Annotated in this window: 19 protein-coding genes; 7 read left to right on the top strand and 12 right to left on the bottom strand. The window is 36.8% G+C overall.

The genetic code is table 11. From position 1 onward, the window contains the following. Positions 1-156: 156 nt before the first annotated feature. The 5 genes from ACODR7_RS12115 to ACODR7_RS12135 form a co-directional block, all read right to left on the bottom strand. On the bottom strand, positions 157-1,572 hold the full coding sequence (locus tag ACODR7_RS12115) for an efflux transporter outer membrane subunit (protein ID WP_488839296.1): 1,416 nt from the start codon (positions 1,570-1,572) through the stop codon (positions 157-159). Continuing rightward, positions 1,559-4,717 carry an efflux RND transporter permease subunit gene (locus ACODR7_RS12120; RefSeq protein ID WP_488839298.1) on the bottom strand — a complete coding sequence of 1,053 codons (3,159 nt, stop codon included), beginning with the start codon at positions 4,715-4,717 and terminating at the stop codon, positions 1,559-1,561. The genes ACODR7_RS12115 and ACODR7_RS12120 overlap by 14 nt, the downstream gene beginning before the upstream one ends. Before the next feature lie 29 nt (positions 4,718-4,746). Next, the gene (locus tag ACODR7_RS12125) at positions 4,747-5,868 is read right to left on the bottom strand and encodes an efflux RND transporter periplasmic adaptor subunit (RefSeq protein WP_488839300.1); all 1,122 of its coding nucleotides are present in this window, start codon (positions 5,866-5,868) and stop codon (positions 4,747-4,749) included. A gap of 272 nt (positions 5,869-6,140) precedes the next feature. Beyond that, positions 6,141-6,905 carry a LytR/AlgR family response regulator transcription factor gene (locus ACODR7_RS12130; RefSeq protein WP_488839301.1) on the bottom strand — a complete coding sequence of 255 codons (765 nt, stop codon included), beginning with the start codon at positions 6,903-6,905 and terminating at the stop codon, positions 6,141-6,143. Beyond that, positions 6,902-8,020 carry a sensor histidine kinase gene (locus ACODR7_RS12135; RefSeq protein ID WP_488839303.1) on the bottom strand — a complete coding sequence of 373 codons (1,119 nt, stop codon included), beginning with the start codon at positions 8,018-8,020 and terminating at the stop codon, positions 6,902-6,904. The genes ACODR7_RS12130 and ACODR7_RS12135 overlap by 4 nt, the downstream gene beginning before the upstream one ends. A 229-nt stretch (positions 8,021-8,249) precedes the next feature. On the opposite strand from ACODR7_RS12135, the gene ACODR7_RS12140 reads away from it, so the two are divergent. The 7 genes from ACODR7_RS12140 to ACODR7_RS12170 all read left to right on the top strand — a co-directional run bounded on the left by ACODR7_RS12140 (position 8,250) and on the right by ACODR7_RS12170 (position 14,240). Next, positions 8,250-9,074, top strand: coding sequence for a universal stress protein (locus ACODR7_RS12140; RefSeq protein ID WP_488839305.1), 825 nt, complete (start codon positions 8,250-8,252; stop codon positions 9,072-9,074). Positions 9,075-9,411: 337 nt separating this feature from the next. Further along, positions 9,412-9,966: a hypothetical protein gene (locus ACODR7_RS12145; RefSeq protein WP_488839307.1), complete on the top strand. Its 555-nt coding sequence runs from the start codon at positions 9,412-9,414 to the stop codon at positions 9,964-9,966. A 12-nt stretch (positions 9,967-9,978) separates the two neighbouring features. Continuing rightward, positions 9,979-10,623: a hypothetical protein gene (locus ACODR7_RS12150; RefSeq protein WP_488839309.1), complete on the top strand. Its 645-nt coding sequence runs from the start codon at positions 9,979-9,981 to the stop codon at positions 10,621-10,623. Between the two features lie 11 nt (positions 10,624-10,634). Then, entirely contained in the window at positions 10,635-11,405 is a 771-nt protein-coding gene (locus ACODR7_RS12155; RefSeq protein ID WP_488839311.1) for a sensor histidine kinase, read from the top strand. Then, on the top strand, positions 11,402-12,046 hold the full coding sequence (locus ACODR7_RS12160; RefSeq protein ID WP_488839313.1) for a response regulator: 645 nt from the start codon (positions 11,402-11,404) through the stop codon (positions 12,044-12,046). The genes ACODR7_RS12155 and ACODR7_RS12160 overlap by 4 nt, the downstream gene beginning before the upstream one ends. Positions 12,047-12,310: 264 nt before the next feature. Then, positions 12,311-13,156 carry a caspase family protein gene (locus ACODR7_RS12165; RefSeq protein ID WP_488839315.1) on the top strand — a complete coding sequence of 282 codons (846 nt, stop codon included), beginning with the start codon at positions 12,311-12,313 and terminating at the stop codon, positions 13,154-13,156. Positions 13,157-13,229: 73 nt separating this feature from the next. Then, positions 13,230-14,240, top strand: coding sequence for a trypsin-like serine peptidase (locus ACODR7_RS12170; protein ID WP_488839316.1), 1,011 nt, complete (start codon positions 13,230-13,232; stop codon positions 14,238-14,240). Between the two features lie 90 nt (positions 14,241-14,330). Here the strand turns inward: ACODR7_RS12170 and ACODR7_RS12175 are convergent, their stop codons facing one another. The 7 genes from ACODR7_RS12175 to ACODR7_RS12205 all read right to left on the bottom strand — a co-directional run bounded on the left by ACODR7_RS12175 (position 14,331) and on the right by ACODR7_RS12205 (position 19,996). Beyond that, entirely contained in the window at positions 14,331-14,861 is a 531-nt protein-coding gene (locus ACODR7_RS12175) for a hypothetical protein (protein ID WP_488839318.1), read from the bottom strand. Between the two features lie 136 nt (positions 14,862-14,997). Beyond that, positions 14,998-15,564: a transposase gene (locus tag ACODR7_RS12180; protein ID WP_488839319.1), complete on the bottom strand. Its 567-nt coding sequence runs from the start codon at positions 15,562-15,564 to the stop codon at positions 14,998-15,000. A gap of 140 nt (positions 15,565-15,704) precedes the next feature. After that, positions 15,705-16,094, bottom strand: coding sequence for a hypothetical protein (locus tag ACODR7_RS12185; RefSeq protein ID WP_488839321.1), 390 nt, complete (start codon positions 16,092-16,094; stop codon positions 15,705-15,707). Position 16,095: 1 nt separating this feature from the next. Then, positions 16,096-16,779 (bottom strand): CdiA C-terminal domain-containing protein, encoded by a 684-nt coding sequence (locus tag ACODR7_RS12190; protein ID WP_488839323.1) that lies wholly within the window; start codon positions 16,777-16,779, stop codon positions 16,096-16,098. A 218-nt stretch (positions 16,780-16,997) separates the two neighbouring features. Beyond that, on the bottom strand, positions 16,998-17,330 hold the full coding sequence (locus ACODR7_RS12195) for a hypothetical protein (protein WP_488839325.1): 333 nt from the start codon (positions 17,328-17,330) through the stop codon (positions 16,998-17,000). 10 nt (positions 17,331-17,340) lie between these two features. After that, the gene (locus tag ACODR7_RS12200; RefSeq protein WP_488839327.1) at positions 17,341-19,719 is read right to left on the bottom strand and encodes a hypothetical protein; all 2,379 of its coding nucleotides are present in this window, start codon (positions 19,717-19,719) and stop codon (positions 17,341-17,343) included. Beyond that, positions 19,667-19,996, bottom strand: coding sequence for a hypothetical protein (locus tag ACODR7_RS12205; protein WP_488839329.1), 330 nt, complete (start codon positions 19,994-19,996; stop codon positions 19,667-19,669). Before ACODR7_RS12205 ends, ACODR7_RS12200 begins: the two co-directional genes overlap by 53 nt. Between the last annotated feature and the right edge of the window lie 41 nt (positions 19,997-20,037).

Here is a 20,037-nt window from a genome sequence, read left to right on the forward strand (position 1 = left end):
AAAAATTTCATAACCGATTGATTTTGTGAATGTAAAATTTCATCACTTCATTGCAAATTCTGTACCTGTTGTAAAAATTGAGTTGTATTGATACGCCAAAAACAGCAAAAAGGAAACTACATAACATAGTTTCCTTTATTATTTTTAAGATATATTTTACTGTACTCCGCCGCCAAGTGCTCTGTAAAGATCTACCTCTGCATTTAATTTTTCAAGGGTAACGTTGATGGTTTCCAGATCATTCTGAAGTTTGTTGTTCTGGGCGGTAATAACTTCCAGATAGGTTGCCATACCACTTTTATACAGCTTCAGTGCGTCATTGATTCCTTTGTCCAGAATGGCTGTTCTCTGTTCTAAAAGCTGCAGTCTTTCTGAAGAACCTTCAGACTTGGCCATAGCATCGGAAACCTCTCCCACGGCAGTCATTACAGATTGCTTAAAACTGATGGCTGCTTTTTCCTGTTCAATCAAAGCTGTTTCGTAAGCTGTTTTCAGTTCTTTTTTCTGAAAAATCGGTGCGGCCAGATTGGCTGCGATTGCTTTGGTAATAGATCCGGGAATATCAAACCAAGAGCTGAACTTATTGGAATTGACTCCTATTTGCGGGCTAAGACTGATACTTGGATACATGGCTGCTTTTGCCAGCCCGGTTTTGGAGTTTAAGCTGATCACGTTGAACTCTGCCATTTTCAGATCTGGTCTTCGGCTCAGCAGCTGTGCCGGTAATCCTTCAGACAATCTGTTTTCAGGAATCATTGTTTTAAGAGTTCCTTCTCTTTCTACTTTTGCCGGATATTCTCCACAAAGAATACTCAAAGCATTTTCCTGTATAGAAATATTCTGTTTTGCCAAAGGAATAAGCAGCTCGGCTGTTTTCTTCTGAGCTTCCGATTGCTGAACCGCCAATGAATTAATCTGCCCTGCTTTAAACTGAAGATTCATCATCTTGAGCGTGTTGTCGCTCAGTTCAATATTCTGTTCAGCAATTTTCAGCTGTTCATCAAGACTGATCAGATTATAATAAGCCTGAGCTACCTGAACAACGATTCTGCTTTTGATGGCATTTAAGTTTTCTTTCTGCCCAAAATATTCTGCTGCTGCGGATTCTTTCTGCATTTTAGCTTTTCCCCAAATGTCTACTTCCCAGGAAAGCCTCAATGCAGCACTGAAATCATCTATATACTTTGTTCCCACAAACTGTTCGTTCAGAGATCCGTTAAGCGTATTGGTAGATGCCCAGCTTCTGTTGGCACCTGCAGTGAAGTCCAGTGTTGGCATCAGACCCAGCTTAGCCTGTTTATAGATCAAATCAAGCTGTTCTATGTTTTTCAAAGCTACATTTACTTCGTTGTTTCTTGAAAGGGCTTTATCTATTAAGCCAATCAATTTGGGATCTTTGAAGAACGTTTTCCACGGAAGCACTACCGTATCTCCTGTTACCTGTACAGATTCTTTGTAGGTTTCAGGAATCTGGAGATCTGTTCTTGTATATTTCTTCCCTACGGCACAAGACATCAGCAATGATGCCATTGCGCCTGAAATAAGGAAATTCTTTATATTAAATTGTCTCATTTGTCAATTGATTTTCTATCGTATTGTACTTCTTTTTGGCAGAGAACTTCTCATCCAGATACTGAAAGAACATGTAGAGTACGGGAATTACAAAAACGCCTAAAACCACTCCGCTCAACATTCCCATGGCAGCACTTGTACTGATGGATTTATTTCCTGAAGCCATTCCTCCTGTAGAAATCATCAGCGGAATCATTCCGGCAATAAAAGCTAGTGAAGTCATGATAATGGGACGTAATCTCGCCTTTGCTCCTTCCAATGCAGAATCCAGAATGGAAAGACCTGCTTTTCGCCTTTGTATGGCAAATTCTACAATAAGGATCGCATTTTTGGCGAGAAGCCCGATAAGCATGATCAATCCTACCTGTACATAGATGTTGTTATCCAATCTGATGGCTTTTATTCCTAAGAATGCACCTACAATTCCTGTTGGGATGGAAAGCATTACGGCCAGAGGAAGAATATAACTTTCATATTGAGCTGCCAGCAACAGATATACAAAAAGCAAACACAGTCCAAAGATGGCAATCGTCTGATTTCCTGCTGATTTTTCTTCCAGACTCAAGCCTGTCCATTCGTAACTGTAGTCAGATGGTAGTTTGCTTAAGGTCTGTTCCAGTTTACCCATCAATTCTCCGTTACTTACTCCAGGTTTTGGTGATACGTTGATATTTAATGAGTTGTAAAGGTTATAACGCTGAACAGATTCCGGACCGTAGACTTTTTTCAAAGTAATCAATGTATTCACCGGCACCATATCTCCTTTTTCATTCTTTACGAAAATATCGTTGAACGCCTGCTCATCCATTCTGAAAACACCGTCCGCTTTAATATTCACTCTGTAAAACTTCCCGAATCTTGAGAAATTCTGAGACTGGTCTCCTGAGAAATAGGTCTGAACGGTTCCCAACAGGTTTGAAATACTTACTCCCAGCTGTTTTGCTTTATCTTCATTCACTTCCAGTTCCATCTGAGGATAATCTGCCCTGAACATGGTGTAGGCAAATGCTACTTCCGGAACCTGCATCAGCTGGCCAATCAGTTCATCTGCTTTAGCTTTAAGAACCTGAGGATCTCTTCCCATACGGTCCTGAAGTACAATTTCTGCGTCATTTGTCATTCCGTATCCTTCTACCGGAGGCATTCTGAAAGTCATTACACTTCCTTCTTTAATCACGCCCAATTTTGCAGTTGCCATATCTACCACTTCCTGAATATCCTGAACTTCGCCTCTTTCTTTTTTAGGTTTCAGCTTAACAAATCCCATCGCATACGCGGGTCCAGCACTGTTGCTAAGAAGGTTATATCCTGTGATGGAAGTATTTTCCTGCACTGCGTCTACACCTTTTAAAATATCATTGATCTTGTTGGAAACTTCTGTCGTTTTGGTCAATGCTGTCCCGGGAGGCATGCTTAAGGTGTACATGAAGAATCCGTCATCTTCCATTGGTACAAAACTTTTAGGGGTGCTTGACATCAGCCAGCCAGCAACACCGACAACAGCTACGATTAATCCTCCTGCAATCCATTTTCTTCCTATTAAGAAACGGACTCCTTTTGCATAACGGTTAGTCATATTATTAAACCCTGCGTTGAATGCTACCGCAAATCTTTGCCCGAATCCTTTTGGTTTTTTACCTTCTCCTGAGTGATTGTTTTTCAAAAACACAGCACATAAAGCAGGCGTTAAAGTCAGTGCATTCACCGCTGAAATGATGATCGCTATGGCTAATGTGTAGGCAAACTGCTTATAGAATAATCCTGCTGAACCGGACATAAATCCGATTGGAATAAATACCGCCGACATCACCAATGTGATTGAAATCACCGCTCCTGTAATCTCACTCATCGCCTTGTGAGTTGCTTCTCTTCCTGAAAGGTCTGTCCCTTCCATATTACTGTGAACCGCTTCTACCACTACGATAGCATCATCCACCACAATACCGATGGCCAGCACAAGGGCAAAAAGCGTCAAGACATTAATGGTGAATCCTAAGACCAGAAGAAAGAAAAAAGTACCGATAATCGCCACCGGAACTGCCACTGCCGGAATAATGGTAGATCTGAAATCCTGTAAGAAGATAAATACGACAATAAATACAAGAATAAATGCTTCTATTAAAGTAGATTTAACCTGTCCTGTAGCCTCATCCAATCTTTCTTTGGTACTCATAACCTTTGTGTATTTGATACCTGGAGGAAATGACTTTGACAACTGGTCAAGGGCTTTATTCACTCCTATTTCAATCTGATTGGCATTAGATCCTGTAGTCTGCATGATCGCTACCGTAACGGCATTTTTCCCGTTGGAAAGGTTATCTCCCGTATTTGAAATCGCTCCGAATTCTACTCGGGCAATATCTTTTAGTCTGATGACCTGGCTTCCGGTATTTTTAACAATAATATTTTCATATTGTTCCGGCTTATTCTTTTTTCCTTTATATCGGATTACATATTCCAAGGCAGCATCTGACTCTTCTCCAAGTTTACCTGGAGCAGATTCTAAACTGTGATCTGCAATGGCTCTGGAAACGTCTGCCGGTTCTAGTCCGTAGGATGACATTTTCTGAGGGTTAAGCCATATTCTCATGGAATAATCTTTAATCCCGAATACCATGGCCTGTCCTACTCCTTTTACCCTTTTGACCTGTGGAATAAGATTGATATTCGCGTAGTTCTGAAGGAAGGTTTCATCGTATTGCTTATTATCTTCAGTATAAATATTGAAAATCAGTACCATACTGTTCTGCTGTTTGGATGTAGTCAATCCCATTCTCACTACTTCTTGTGGAAGTATCGGAGTGGCCTGCTGTACTCTGTTTTGTACATTCACAGCAGCCTGATCGGCATTCACTCCCTGCTTGAATATAATGGAGATGGAAAATGTACCATCATTACTCGCTGTGGATTTCATGTATTCCATGTCCTCTACCCCATTGATCTGCTCTTCCAGCGGAGTTACCACGGAACGGATCACGGTTTCACTGTTTCCTCCGGGATACGATCCTGAAACGGTGATGGTAGGCGGAGAAATGTCCGGAAATCTGGTCACCGCCAGCTGGTTTAATCCTATAATCCCTAAAATGACGATGATAAGGGATATTACCGTCGCCAATACCGGACGGTCTATGATCTTTTTTAACATTTTTGAATTTTCTAAGAAAGGTTATACAACTATTTCAAAGGAACGGTGTGTGCTACTACCTGTGCTCCGTCTGTAAGGGCATCAATTCTGTTGATGGCAATCTTATCTCCTGCATTCACTCCTTCTTTGATGAAGTAATCCTGGGATGTACTTCCTGAAACGGTAATCTGGGTCATTTTCACTTTATCCTTACCATTCAGTTTATAGACAAAGAATCTGTCCTGAATATCTTTTACCGATGTTTTCGGAAGTCTAATAACGCCAGTTAAAGCATTATGAATTACCACCCTGGCTGTTCCTCCGGCTCTTAATAATTTATCAGGATTTTGAAAAACTGCTTTCATCTGAATACTTCCGGTATTTCTGTCGAAGTTTCCGCTGGCATTTTCAAGTTTTCCTTTAAGAGAATAGGTGGAACCGTCTGCCAGAATAAGCTCTATATTTTCTGCGGTATTTCCTGATCCTGCGGCTCTGCTGTGTGCAATAAAATCAGCTTCATTCATTGAGAAATACACATTCACGCTGTTTATGCTTGAAAGTGTTGTCAAAGGAGAAGCATCAGACGGACTGATGAGGTTTCCTACTCTGTTTGGAATCCTTCCTATGTACCCACTAACCGGTGCTTTGATGTAGGTAAAACTGGCATTGATTTTTGATGACCCCAATGATGACTGTGCCTGTGCTACCTGCGCTGATGCTGCTTTATAATTTGCCTGTGCGGTTTTCAGCTGCATATCGGAAACTACTTTTCCTTCTACCAGAGGTTTCAGTTTTTCTACTTCAAGTCTTGCTGTTTCCTTTGCTGCCAACGCTGATTTCAAGGCTGCTTCGTTGGTATTTACCTGCTCATTGTATACGGATGGATTTATTCTGAAAAGGGTCTGTCCTTTGCTTACATACTGTCCTTCTTTGATATATACTGCTTCCAGATATCCTGTTACCTGTGCTTTGATATCCACATTGTCCTGTCCTTCTATACTTCCCGGATATCCTGTAGACACATCTGCATCTCCGGACTTCACCTCTATAAAATCTGTAGGCAATGCCTGGTGCATCTGCTGAGTATTTTCCTGGCCGTTCCCGGAACCACACGAGTACAATATCGCTGCAGCTGTAAGTGAAAGTACCAGATATCCTTTTCTGTAATTCATAACATTGGTTTTTAAATTTTACAGGAGCAAAATAACTTCATCTTACAGTGATATTCATTCAGAAGTTGGGTGAAGTGTCATTAATCGCAGGTGAAACGTATGATAGGAAAAATGAAGGGAAAGCAGCTATTTTCCTTTATAATTATGGTAAAAAAGAGATTTTCATGTGGAAATAAGAGTGAAATCATTAAGGATAAACTAATGAATTTCACAAGTAAAAAAGAAAAAGAGATTGCTCTTCTAAAAGCAATCTCCTCTATATTTTTTTAGAATTAATAATCCATCCAGGATTTGAAAATGGAAGCTTTTTCCCTGCTTACAATGACTTCCATCTCAGGGTGTTTCCTCAGTTCAAGCTTTAATTTTCCATTAAAATGATTAAAAATCTGCTTTACGGAATTGATATGGATGATAAATTGTCTGTTGGCGCGGAAAAAGAATTTAGGATCCAACTGTTTTTCAAGTTCTTCCAGGGTTTGTGGAACATTCTCAACGATTCCGCTATTCAGCATGGCTTTGCTGATTCCCAATTCGGTATAAAAATAGAGGATATCTTCTGCCAGCACGGTTTTATATCCATCTCTATGGGCAATGAGAAAACGTTTTCTGTAGTCTTTTGGCTGGATATAATTAAGAAGTCCCTCAATAGCTGTTCCTACTACCGGAACGGCTTCCATAAAGGTCTCGTAGCGTTTTAAAGCAGCGTCCAACTCTTCTTCTTCAATGGGTTTCAAAAGGTAATCTACACTATTGTATTTGAATGCCTGTACAGCATATTCATCATAGGCTGTGGTGAATATGACTGCACTTTTAACTTCATGCTTATTAAATATTTCAAAGCTGAGGCCATCGGCAAGGCGTACATCCATCATGATAACATCCGGAACCACATTATTTTCCAGCCAGTGGACTGTTGAGGTTATTGAATCTTCCACGGACAGGATTTCAATATGGGGTCTTAACTTTAACAACAGTCTTTTTAATCTGTCTGCATTGGGTCTTTCGTCTTCAACGATTAAAACTTTATTAATCTTCATATCAATGGGAGTTTTACAATAAATTTATCTTCAGTTTTTTCTATCACAGGTTTAGGATATCCTAAGATTTCGTACCGTGCAATGATATTGGTAAGCCCTACTCCTGAGGAATCCGGCTTATTGATCAAAGGCAGAAATGTATTAGAAACTACCAGTTCTCCTTCCTGATTTGTATAAACGTGAATTTCCAAAGGATTTACCTTTGAAGTCTGGTTATGCTTAATGGCATTTTCAACCAACAATTGTAAAGACAGCGGAAGGGTAAATCTGGACCTGTATTCTTCCTGAATATCTATTTTGAATATAACGCCTTCCCCTATTCTTTTTTCAATCAGAAAGATGTAGGATTCTAAAAACTTCAATTCTTCTTCTACTGCGATTATGTCTTTTTTGGAATTAACCAGCAGGTACCGGTATACTCTCGCAAATTTCTCGGAATAATCGTAACCTAACTGTTGATCTTCCAGAATAAGCTCAGACAGAACACTTAAGTTATTGAAAATAAAATGGGGATCTATCTGAAGCTTAAGAGCCTGAAGCTCTGCTGCCATGGCTGCCTGTTTATGTTTGGAAGCTCTCAGTTTGTGCTGGGCAGCTTCTACTGCTGTTTTTTTCCAGTTTTCCAATAAATAATCCACGGTATTAAACGCGCTGATAATCAATGATATAACAATATTAGTTGCAATCCATTGCCCCAAAAGTGTATATTCTTTGCGGGTATCCATCTCAGGTAACGTGACTGAAGTACCGTCTACGATTGCATTAATAATAATCACAATCAAAACACTTCCCACGATCTGAAGCAAACATTGGATGAACAATCGCTTTATGGTCCTGTTTCTCCAGGGAAGCCACTTATTGAGTGTTCTGTCTATAAATATACTTACCTCCGAAATAATGATTGAAAAAAAGATAATCCATGTAGCATCTTCCAGAATCATTTTTAGCGGAGCATCCAGATAGCCTTTCCAAACGGGATCAAAGGGATCGATAAGGTAGGAGAAAACACAGAAGGTAACCACTGCAACCGCCCAGATCACCAGCCTTCTTTTCATGGTGGAAAGAATCTTCTTATTCCGTACTATATTTTTCCTGATGGCAGAAATCCTGTTCATATCCGGGACTTTATGAATGTAAATATAGAAATAGATTTTCTATGAGTACCTTCTATTTTAGACGAGACCGCCAAAACGATACCTGAAACGTAAAATAGCAGCGTTAAAATGAATGTGACGGTTCATCACCTGAAAAAGACATTTCATCATCATTTTATGCAACATCACCCTATTTTTATAGTAAGGTAATAACGATCTATTATAGTTTTGTGGTATTAAATCCGGTACAATGAAAACAATAATTGTCTGCACAGATTTTTCCCAGGAAGCTGAAAACGCCACTCATTATGCTTCTTCTATGGCTAAAGAAAATACATACAGGATTGTGCTTTTCAATCTTCAAACTGTTTCCATCCATGCTCTGAACGCACAGGTTTCAGCTGATTTTTTCTACGCTCAAACGCTTAAAAATCAGAAAAAAATAGAGGATAAGGCCGCAGAGCTTAAAAGATTATATGCCGTTGAAACCCAATATCATCTGGCTTCCGGTAATTTTATTGAAGAGCTTGAAAAATGTATGCAGATTCACGATTGTGATTTTATTGTGATGGGAATGGCTGAAAAAACGCTGGAACAAAAGCTTTTAGGAAACAGTGTAACAAGAGCCATCCACAGAATTAAAAAACCGATACTCATTGTTCCCTCTCATATAGAATATACAGGAATCAGAAAAATTCTTTTTGCATATGATACGCACAAAAGTATGACCTGGTCTTCTATGAATGACATTTATTATTTCATTAATGATTTTAATGCTGAGGTTGAGGTTTTCAATGTAAGTGAAAGTTTAGAAGATTTTACGGAAGTTATTCATGATATCGACCTGAATTCCGGGTATGATCTGGATGATATTAAGTACAGCTTTAAAATGATTCAATCTATCGAAGTGATTAAGGCGATTGAAGAGGAAATAAGACTGAGCAGCCCAGACCTTTTAACCATGGTTCCTTATCAATACAATTTTGTAGAATCTCTTTTCCATAGAAGCAAAACAGCCATCATGGCCTATAAGAATAAAATACCATTACTATCAATTCCCTTAAACATAGATTAAGAATCAATAAAAATCTGTTCACATTTGAATTATCCTTTTTGCCTTTAAAGGCTAAATTTTACACTTAATCTTGTTTAACAGGATCGGAAAAATGATTTCCGATCCTGTTTTTTCATATCCAATTCCAAAAGATTTACAAATAAACTGAGAGACTGATATTCTTATTTTAAGAAGCACAATTGGAATGTTTTTCTGAAAACAAAAACAAATCAGCACATCTTATTCAACTGAATATCAAAAAGCCGTAAATTTAGTAAAGGATAAAAACAGTGTTTTCCCTCTTTTTTATAGTTGTGCCGTTAGCTAATTTTGTTAAATAAAATTAAACACCATAAAAATGAAAACTTACTTTTTTACTAAGATTTTACCCCCCTTGTGTGCAGCGCTTATTCTGGCTTTTTGTCTGCTAAGCTGTACCGGTTGCTCCGAACCACCTAAAGAACCCGTTAGCAACAGTTATAAAAAGAAACTGATCAGCTACCGTGAAGGCCGGGTTCTTTTTGATGAATATACCAGAACCAATCATGAAATTCTCATGAAGTACAGAAACGGTGAACCCGATTCACGATGGTACTGGTTCTCGCTGGAAGATATGGAAGGATATATTAAATACGTAAAAGAAAATGCCAAAAAACAAAAATTAAAAAATCCGGGAATCAGAATTTATATGGGGAAATACCCGATGAATCATCCTAAAAACAGAATGGCAAAACCCGAATATGCAGGCTATCAGACCATATTTTTAGTGCCTACCGCTCAAAAGAGAGAAAAAGACAAGGCAATGTCCAGATCGGCGACAACTGAAGAAAATACAGATGTACCTTCTATAGAATCTATGAACATGACCAATCTGGCCCCACCGCCAAAAACGTTGTCAGGAACAATGCCATAAAAATACAAAATTATGAACTGGAATATTGAAACAGGGAAACAGATATCGATGGTCATATCCATTGTCGTGATGATTCTAATGATTATAAAATATAGAAAAACCGGAAAGGAGAATTTATTTTTTATCATAGGATATATGTTGTTTTCCCTGATTGATATTTCCTGTTATTTCTATTTCAGGCTGACCAATCTGCCTACGGATATATTTTATGTAATTGGCTTTTTAATGATCGTATTCTTTCTATACTTATTTTATTATTACCAATTACTGTATGTTCCGATGCTCAAAAAGATACAGACCATCATCCTGGTTCTTTTTGTCCTCAATATTGTTGTGATGTTTTATACAGAAGATGATCTGCTTCATCATTTTTCTTTTACTATGCTGTATGTAGATATTCTCCTGTTGCTGTTTTCAATTATTTTGTTCCTGTACCAAACCTTTAATTCTGATAAAGTATTGGAAATCAAAAACTATTTACCATTCTGGATATCAGTAGCTTTACTACTATTTTTTATTGGAAGTATTCCGATATTTTTTTTCAGAACTACTGTATCAGAGACTATTTATTTCTTTATTTTATTTATGCTGAATCTGATCAGTAATGGCATACTCATATTAGGTTTAATCTGGAACAAACAGGAAAGAATAAGATAAATCCTTTTCAAATGGAAGAGAATAATCTGGTCATCATCTTTACGGTTACTTTATTCATCATCGTTTTAACAATGATCTTCATTTATGCGGTCTTTATCAAGAAAAAAACAACGCTGCTGATTGAACAAAAAGAAAAAGACCTACGGTTTGAAAAGGAGCTGGCCACTTCACAGGTAGAAATGAAAGAACAGACTCTTAATTATATCGGCCAGGAATTACATGATGATCTGGGTCAGAAGCTTTCCGTAGTTCGTTTGCGCCAAAACCAGCTGATTACCAAGCTCCGGAATTCAGAAAAAGAAGACCTCATCGAGCTGAATGAATTATTGGGAGAATGTATACAGGACATAAGAAACCTGTCTAAAACATTAATCACTGAACAGATCATTCATTTCGGACTGGCAGAATCCATTGAAAGAGAAGTAAACAGAATCAAAAAACTGAAATTATTAAAAATAGAATTCATCACACAAAAGCAAGATATTGATATTTCATCTAAACACGGCCTGATCCTTTTCAGAATTGTCCAGGAAAGCATTAATAATATTCTGAAACATTCCAAAGCCAAAAATGTTTCCATACACATGGAGGATGACTGTGAAAAATTACATATCAGTATCTCGGACAACGGAAGAGGCTTTGATACCAACAGCATTCAGGATGGCTCAGGATTGAAAAATATGGAACTGAGAGCCAAGCTGATTCATGCTGAACTGTCTATACAATCAGAACTGAATAAAGGAACACAAACCTTGATAACCTATCATAAAAATTTATTATGAAAACAATTCCCATAGCGATCGTTGATGATCATACTCTAATCTCCAAAGCACTGGAGAATATGATCACAGAAAATACTCAATATCGGGTCATTATGAATCATCCCAACGGAGAAGAATTTATTGCAGATGTGGAAAAGGCTTCTGAATTGCCCGCTGTAGTGCTGATGGATGTTAATATGCCTTATAAAAATGGTATAGAAACTACAGAATGGCTTACAGAGCATTATCCCGATATTAAAGTCATTGCCCTCACCATGGATGATGATGAAAGAATACTGATTAAAATGTTAAAGGCAGGCGCTAAAGGCTATCTGCTGAAAGACATGCAGCCTTCTATCCTTTTCCAGGCTATTGAAACTGTATTCGAAAAAGGCAGCTTTTATACTGATTTTGTAGCCCAAAAGTTATTGAAAGTAAAAACAGAAGAGGCTAAAAATGCATCCCTGCTTTCGGAACTCAAAGACCGGGAGAAAGAATTTATCAAATGGGCCTGCAGTGAACTTACCTATAAGGAAATTGCCGACAAAATGTGTCTCAGCCCCAAAACTATTGATGGCTACAGAGATTCGGTTTTTGTAAAACTGGATATAAAAAACAGAGCGGGTCTGGTCCTTTTTGCTTTGAAACATGATCTGTGCTAACTTAATTTTTAATCTTATTTATTACCAGAAAAATAAACATCTTTACATTCTATTTACCTATCCGGCAGCTTTTCAAGCTGCCGGATTTTTTATTTCATAACTCACTCATACACAAATAAAAAAAGTGTTTTTCCTTTTCCAAAATACGGTTTTCTCCTCTGTTTTTGCTCTTCATAATAACAGAATTTTGTCATAGAAAAAAACACAGAAAGGCAGCACCCGAAAAGCCGGAACAGAGTAGGGAATATTTTTAAAACTAATACAATGAAAAAAGCACTTATTGTAGGAATTAATGATTATGCACCCATAGGATACGGAGGTCCGGACCTTAATGGCTGTGTAAATGATGCGCGAGATATGGCAAATACGTTGGTGATCTGTGGTTTTAGTCCCGCGAAGATTAAAATCCTGACCAATCAAAATGCAACAAGAGCGAATATATTAAACTATCTGAAATCCATGATCAGCACCAGTGTAAAAGGTGATTCTCTGGTTTTTTATTATTCAGGACACGGAACCAGAGTGGCCAATATCGGAGCCGATCTGGAGCTGGATGGTCTGGATGAAGCTATTTGTCCACACGATTATGCCAATAACGGAGTTATTCGTGATGATGATTTTAAAACCGTTCTCAGTAAGCTAAAAGCAGGAGTGAATATGGAGGTTATCTTTGATTGCTGTTACTCCGGAACAGGAACCCGAAAAATGGATCTGGGGCTGGAAGCAGATTTTCTGAACGAAACCGCCCGTTACATTCCTCCTATGCTTGAGGATGAATTTTATATGACTTACGCCAGTGAAATGGAAGTTTCTAAAAGTTCAAAAAAATCAACTGTTCTTTCTAAGGCTCTCGTTCCTGTTGCCGGAATGAATCATACCTTATGGGCTGCAGCGAAAGACAATCAGGTATCTATGGAGGGTAATATCAGCGGACAAATACGAGGTTATTTCACGTATCACTTCTGTAAAATATTGCGTGCTACCAATGGGAATATCGTCAGAAAAACACTTGACAAACAGGTCGCTATTGCCTTAGCCGCCATGGGAGCTGCTCAGATCAACCAGACAGAAAGCATGACTGCAGAATTTTCACAAAAAATATTCACTTAACCAATAACCATTACCGGCGGAATCCGAAAAGCCATCAAAAGAGTAGGAATATACCAGATTAAAAATAATAATCATGTCAAAAATTGAAAACAACAACCCAATGACCGCTGAAGAAGTGTCAAGACTCAGAACGGTTAAAGCAAAATCAACTGAAAAACCAGAAGCAGTTGAAAAACTATTTAAGCTAGCTCCCGCTATGGAAACCATTAACGGAAGATCTTTTCCTAAAGGAATGAAAACAATAGGAATGCCTATGGACGAAAAAACAGCAGAAAACCGCGCACTGGAAACTGATCATTTTTACCCTACCCATGCTGATTTTGAGTACAATCCGAAACTGGAACCTAAAAAAGACCGTAAACCCAAATTCATTGAAAGGGATTCTTTCCTGACTCCGGAGAACGCAAGAACCATTTTTGGAGTCGATCAGAGAAAAGTATACAATTCTACAGCCTATCCATGGAGATGTGTCGGCAGAGTAGAAAGTTCTCTGGGTTCAGGGAGCGGAGTAATGATTGGCCCAAGACACCTTCTTACCTGCTCTCATATTGTAGACTGGCAGCCTAATAATACCACAGGATGGCTAAAATTCACTCCGATGTATTACAACGGAAGCGCTCCTTACGGAACTGCCTGGGGTACCTTAACGTACTACAAATATAAAGTTGCAGGACCTTCTATTGATTCTACAGAGATACAATACGATTATGTAGTGATTGTATTAGACCGGCCTATCGGAAACAGCACAGGCTGGTTAGGTTCAAAATCCTATTCCGATTCATGGGATGGAGGAGCTTACTGGACTCACGCAGGATATCCTGGAGACCTTACGGGAACGCAAAGACCTACCTACCAGACAGGTATCGCACTGGATGGAGATTTCTGGAGTGCTGATGACAACGAAAGCATGAGCCATAAAGCAGATATATGGCCCGGACAAAGCGGAGGCCCTTTCTGGGGATATTGGGATGGCTCTCCGTATGCTGTGGCCACGCAAAGCGCGCATAATCCAAGTGATAATTTTGCAAGTGGCGGCTCGGATTTAGTCAATCTGGTCATCAGAGCGAGAAATGAGCATCCTTAATTTATTTTTTTAGTTTAATAACCCCGGCCGCCTTTGAAGGCGGCCGGGGTTTATTTCAGTTTAAAATGTTTCTAAAACTATTCAAAGTCATTATAAATTTGGCATTGGACTTGACTTTGCTCCTTGACTTAATAATCGTGTTTTCATATCTCGGAAATACTTTATGTCTCCAAATGTTCCATCTGAAAATTCTTCCTTATAATATCCATTTCTTAATGTATCATGTAGAAACATTGGAAATACTTTATCCAAGTTTTGTTTATTTTTAGAAGAAACTCCCAGATCATTTTTATACAAACTAATACTATCTATACCTATCCAGTTATATAAAAAACGAATGTCTTCAAAATAGGGTCCGTCATCAATATATAATCGGTAGTTTGTAGGACGGTCAACTTTTCGAATAATATACATCCAATCATCCAGATTAAAATCTTTCCATAATTCGGGAATAATCGTAAAAAGACTTCTTATATCTGTATATCTAAAATCTTTTGTATCAAGCAGTTTAACAATTAATTCTTTTGAATTATAAGTTAATAATTCATTTTTTAAAGGCTTATAAGAATCCCAGCCACTTTGTTTTATTCCATGATGTAATTTCTGTATAATCTGTTCCATTATCTTATATTTTGTATGTATAGTATTTATACAAAATACGGCAACTCATGGCTGCCGTTATATAATTATTTTTAAATTTAATCTAGTCCTTCATAAAAATCCCTCGCTGCCGCACGAATCCTTTCGTGTGGTCTTCTCACAAGCCAAACATTCTAAAAACAACAATATTATCCAAAAGTCCTTTTTCATCAGAATAATCTACAGCACTACTATATCTGTAATCTTCTGCACGGAAAACCAACCCTGCTTCAACAGGGTTTTGATGTACATCATTTATTTTTTGCATGATTATATGATTGCTCCAAAGTTCAATTGGTTTATTGTCATGTCTCCAAAACTGATATTGGTTTACATTGGATGCTTTTGCACCTTCCTGAAGAAAAAAATTCAGCAGAAATTCTTTTCTGCTTTCCTGAGGATTTTCTTTGATAGCTTTTATAACCGCCTTGCTTGTAAATCTTTTTAAATCACCAATAAGAAGTTCTGGTTTTTGCCCTTGTGTGCTTCGAAAAACTAAATGTACATGGCTTGACATAATACACCATGCGTGTATTTCTAATCCTTTATTCTTTTGGCAAAACATTAAACTTTCTAAAAGAATTTCTTTATATTCATTTCTAATAAAAACATCTAACCAGCCTACTACAGCGAAGCTTATAAAGTATAGTCCTTCAGGGTTATGAAATTTGTAGTTTCTGCTCATCTTTTATGTTTTTATAAAGATAAAAACTTTTGAGAAAGTTGGTAACAAAAGCCACACGATACAATCGTGCGGCAGCGGGGAGTATAGTATTTAAACAAAATACGGCAACTCATGGCTGCCGTTATAATTATTTTTTCAATTTAATCTAGTCCTTCATAAAAATCACTGTTGCTATTCCTTTTTACAATACCATTTTCTCTTTTTTCAAAGATATAATCACCATTAAAAATTAAATAATAGTCTTCGTTAGGATAAATTTCATTAGTGATTTTATGAACCATTTGTAATACAGATTTTCTTAATAATATTGAACCTGCATGTTTTTTTATAACATCAAATGAAACATAAGAAGCCCCTGCAAATTCCAAATCAATCACCTCACCATCAAAATCTCCGTTCACACTCCCGAAAGTAGAATCATAGAGTTTAGATATTAAGAAAAGTGAATTATCTTGTACTTTAATAAGGTCTGTTAATTCCTGCTTTTGTTCTAATTTTCTTTTAAATTGTATATTATATGTTAGTCCCATTTTATTTTGTTATTTTTAAATGATTAATTTTACCGTCTTTTGTTATATAGATTATCTCTTCCAAACCTTCAATAGTCCAATTTGAAAACTGATTTTGAAGTTTATTTATATCTCCTTCCCAAATTTTAAGATTTAATATAATTCTTTTGGTTTGCTCTTCTTTAATTTTTTTCTCTATGGAAGACCAAATATTCCTCACATTTGTATTTTTATAAGGAGAATAACAATCAAAAATTTTACCTTCAATTTTATAATCAGGATTTTTCAATGTTTCAGATACTTTAGGATTCTGCTCTACATCAAATCCATTTTTTGCTAAAATTTCTGCTGCTTCGTTTTCTAGCTCCAATGATATTCTAGTTGCATCATCTGATATTTTAGGCATTCTGGTAATTATTCCTGTAGGTTTTGCAAAAGTATTTTTAGGTTTACTTGGTTTTGTACGATTTTTCAAAATAACTAATTCCTCCAAAATTTCTCCAACTTTCTCTGAGCTATAGCTTACTTTTCTTATATCCTGCAAAACTTTCTGATACGCTTTATCGTAACGGCTTCCCTGAGCGATGATCTCACCTTTATACACCAAAGCAATTCTTCTATTACTGCTTATTGAGCCTATGACATCAGGATTAACACCTCCTTTTTTTCCGATACTCTCCATAATAGCAGCGGCATCAAGCTCCATAAAGAATGCCCCGTTTTGTATCAATGCATCACATTCCGATGTTTTTGAAAAGAACCCTGCGCTTGGGATTACCCATTCTGTTGGAGTAAACATACGAAGATCTTTCCTTTGAAACACGGCGCTATTCAAATCTCAAAATAAAGGACTTTATTCTTATACAGGTAGATAGAGAATAATAGAAGATGGTCGTCTCACAACTTATGCGGACGACCATGTATTTACATATTTTCTATTTCAGATAATTTGATTAGATAATCTCCGCTAAGATATTTATTTAATTTAAAAAGAATATCTTCATAATATATAGTAAAAAACCTAAAAAGATCCTCATTTGTGTTTGAAGATTCTAATAATCCTTTATAATCATATTCAGGATGCTTTATTATCCACTCAAAAATTTCTTTATTTTTTAAAACTATATCAATTTTTAGATTGCTTAAATCAATGTCTCCAGTTACAAACTTATACATATCTTTATGTGTATAAATTTGGCTTACTCTTTTTCTCCATACCGCAGCATGAATCGCATCTAATATTAATTTTTGATCCATAAAATATATTTTAAAACCCGTGATTAAACTTAATGTTTTCTTCTTTGTTTGTATATCCTAGATAACCTCTTTGCCATAATTCATTTAGTAAATTCTTTTTTACCATATCTAACGGCGGTTGATAATGTCCACTACCATCGGTTACAATTTTAACAATCCCTTTTTCTATTACCATTTCTCCAGCAGCAGCAACGGGTTTTCCTGCCAAAAATGTAGAATGGTGAAATTTACCATAAGCATAATTTTTAGATAAATAAAGTTTTCCCTCTTCCGACATAACAAAAATAGCATAGTCTGTTTCCGCAGGAAACCCATCCTCTAAAATAGAGATACTACCGTGGGTATCTACCAAATTCCCATCAATGTCTACAATTTTATCATGTTGAACAAATATTTCATAAGTTTCACGCTCTTTTTCTGATAGATACAATACACCTTTCTCAAATTCTTTTTTTGAACCTGTAGTATAAATTCTTTCCAAATCTTTAGTGCCATATTTATTTCCTGAAGCTTGCTCTTTAGGAAAATATTTCCATGTATCATCAAGAGCTTCTTCAAGCACATTTACAAGCTTCTCTTCACTATAGGTAGCCTGTTTTACCTTCTGCATAAGTTCGGAATAGGGTTTTATATACTTATTGCCTTTTGCCACAGGCAAACCTCTATATATGAGCATATACTCCTGTTTGCTCGCTTTACCTGTCTCGTTAACAATTTCTATAAAAGCTGCACCTACATTTTCTAGTCTGATTCCAGAAATATTATCAAAAAAACCGCCACTTGGAGTTACCCATTCTGACGTTTGCAAAAATTTTAATTGACTACGTTCAAAACGCCCTGCATTTAAATCCAAAAATAAGGAAATAGCAGAAGCTTTCAAACCCTGCTGTACATTTTTTGCAGCTTTGGGCAGCAATACAAAAATTCCCCTGTAAACAGAAACAATAAGCTGTGGTGCAGCTACAATAGCTCCGCCAACTCCATAGATAAGATCCCAGTCTTTCAGAAACTGTTCTCCACCGGGAAGTTTTCTTATCTCTTCCCGGAATGCCTGTATGGTAAGATCCGGTAATGCCAAACTAAGATCTGCAGCGGCAGCTAATAACAGGTACGGGTTTCCTGTAGTAGCAAGAGTTCCTACTCCCAGAATAATAGCGGCAATATCTGCTGCAATACGCAATCTATCGTTTATTATTGCCCACTTTTCTGCATCTGCTAAAGCTTTTACATAAATTGCCGGAACTTTCGTAATCGTAGTAATCCCATCAAACTCTTCTTCAAGATACACCATTTCTAATGGCAAAAATTGCCTTCCTTCGTCCAAGTCTTTGTATATTGTTTCTTGCGTGCTGCTTTTAGCAATTGTACTTACCCCAAGATCATCTGTTACGTAATTTTCTTCTTCAATGTATTGTTCCTGCTGTTGTTGCAGAAAAAATGTTTCCTCATCAGACTGACCAAATAATCCTAAAATAGTTCCCGAAAGTTCGTTAACTTTAGTGTTTACTCTATAGCCTTTTTTAATTTTAAAAATTGGCGCATCTTCTTTTATCGTGTGATGTTGTGCGAAAGACCGCATAATTCCGGCAAAAATGATTCGGTTAGATTGTGGTTTTCCATCTACATAACTTATATCATCGAGGTTATAATAAATCCTGTTGCAAAGCTCAGGTTCTTTTTTGAACCGATTCATGATGTAACCGGGAGAAGAAGTTTTGAAGATATTTACCAAGGCAGAACTTCCGTCTTTCCAACCACTAAAAAATCCAGTATCATCATATTCTGTAAGAGTGATAAGATGCTGCATCACCTTTTCGTTATCCAATGCTATTCTTTCAAAAACAAAATCCGGAGTATTGGTATAAAGAAATATTAACTGTTCCGGAGTACTCGCTTGGTTAAAATAGAATTCGTAAATTTTAGAAAAATATCCGAGATAATTATATGAAGTGTCTTTTTCAAAATCACCGTAACCAACGTATTGTATTAAATTTTTAAACTCTTCATAAGAAAAAGTTTCCAGCATAATTGCTTTGTTTCTACGCAGTTCTTCAGTGTCTGCATTTCTGTGAAAAAAATATTTTAACCGGAAATATAGTTTTCTTACATTTAAATCTATATCAAACTCTATTTCATTTTGTCTTTGGACTAAATCTACAAGTTCTGTATTTTTATTGAGATAAGTTTTTAATCTTATTATGTTTTCTTTATTGTCTTTAATTGATGTTTGTTCTGCATGCCAATCATAATTATTTACATCATATTCTAAAATATAATAATTGAAAAGAGTATTTCTTCTTCGAAGTTCCGAGCACAGAAACTGTTTGTTGATAAAATCATCCGTTCTCCAATCTTCTAATAGCTTTTGTGGAGATATTAGTTTTTCCATTTTCTTTGTTTTTATTTGTTAAACATTCCAATTCATTCAAAGGAAAAAGTTCTTTGGTGGTCATATTCTCAGTGAATTTTTTGGTTTGGCTTTCGTTCAATAACAAAAGCTCCAAATAATATTCTTCATCTGGAAGAAGCCTTGCATTTTTAAGTTTGTACTGTGCCTGTACCGGATCAACAATCTCAGTATTCTTATTGAGGTATGTTTTTAATCGGATGATATTCTCTTTACGCCATTCTTTACTGGTGGTTTCTTTAAGTTCAAGTGTTTCCATAATTTTTCTTTTTTGAAAAAGGCAGGGCTTTAAGACCCTGC

This window comes from Chryseobacterium sp. FG46, from assembly GCF_057809135.1.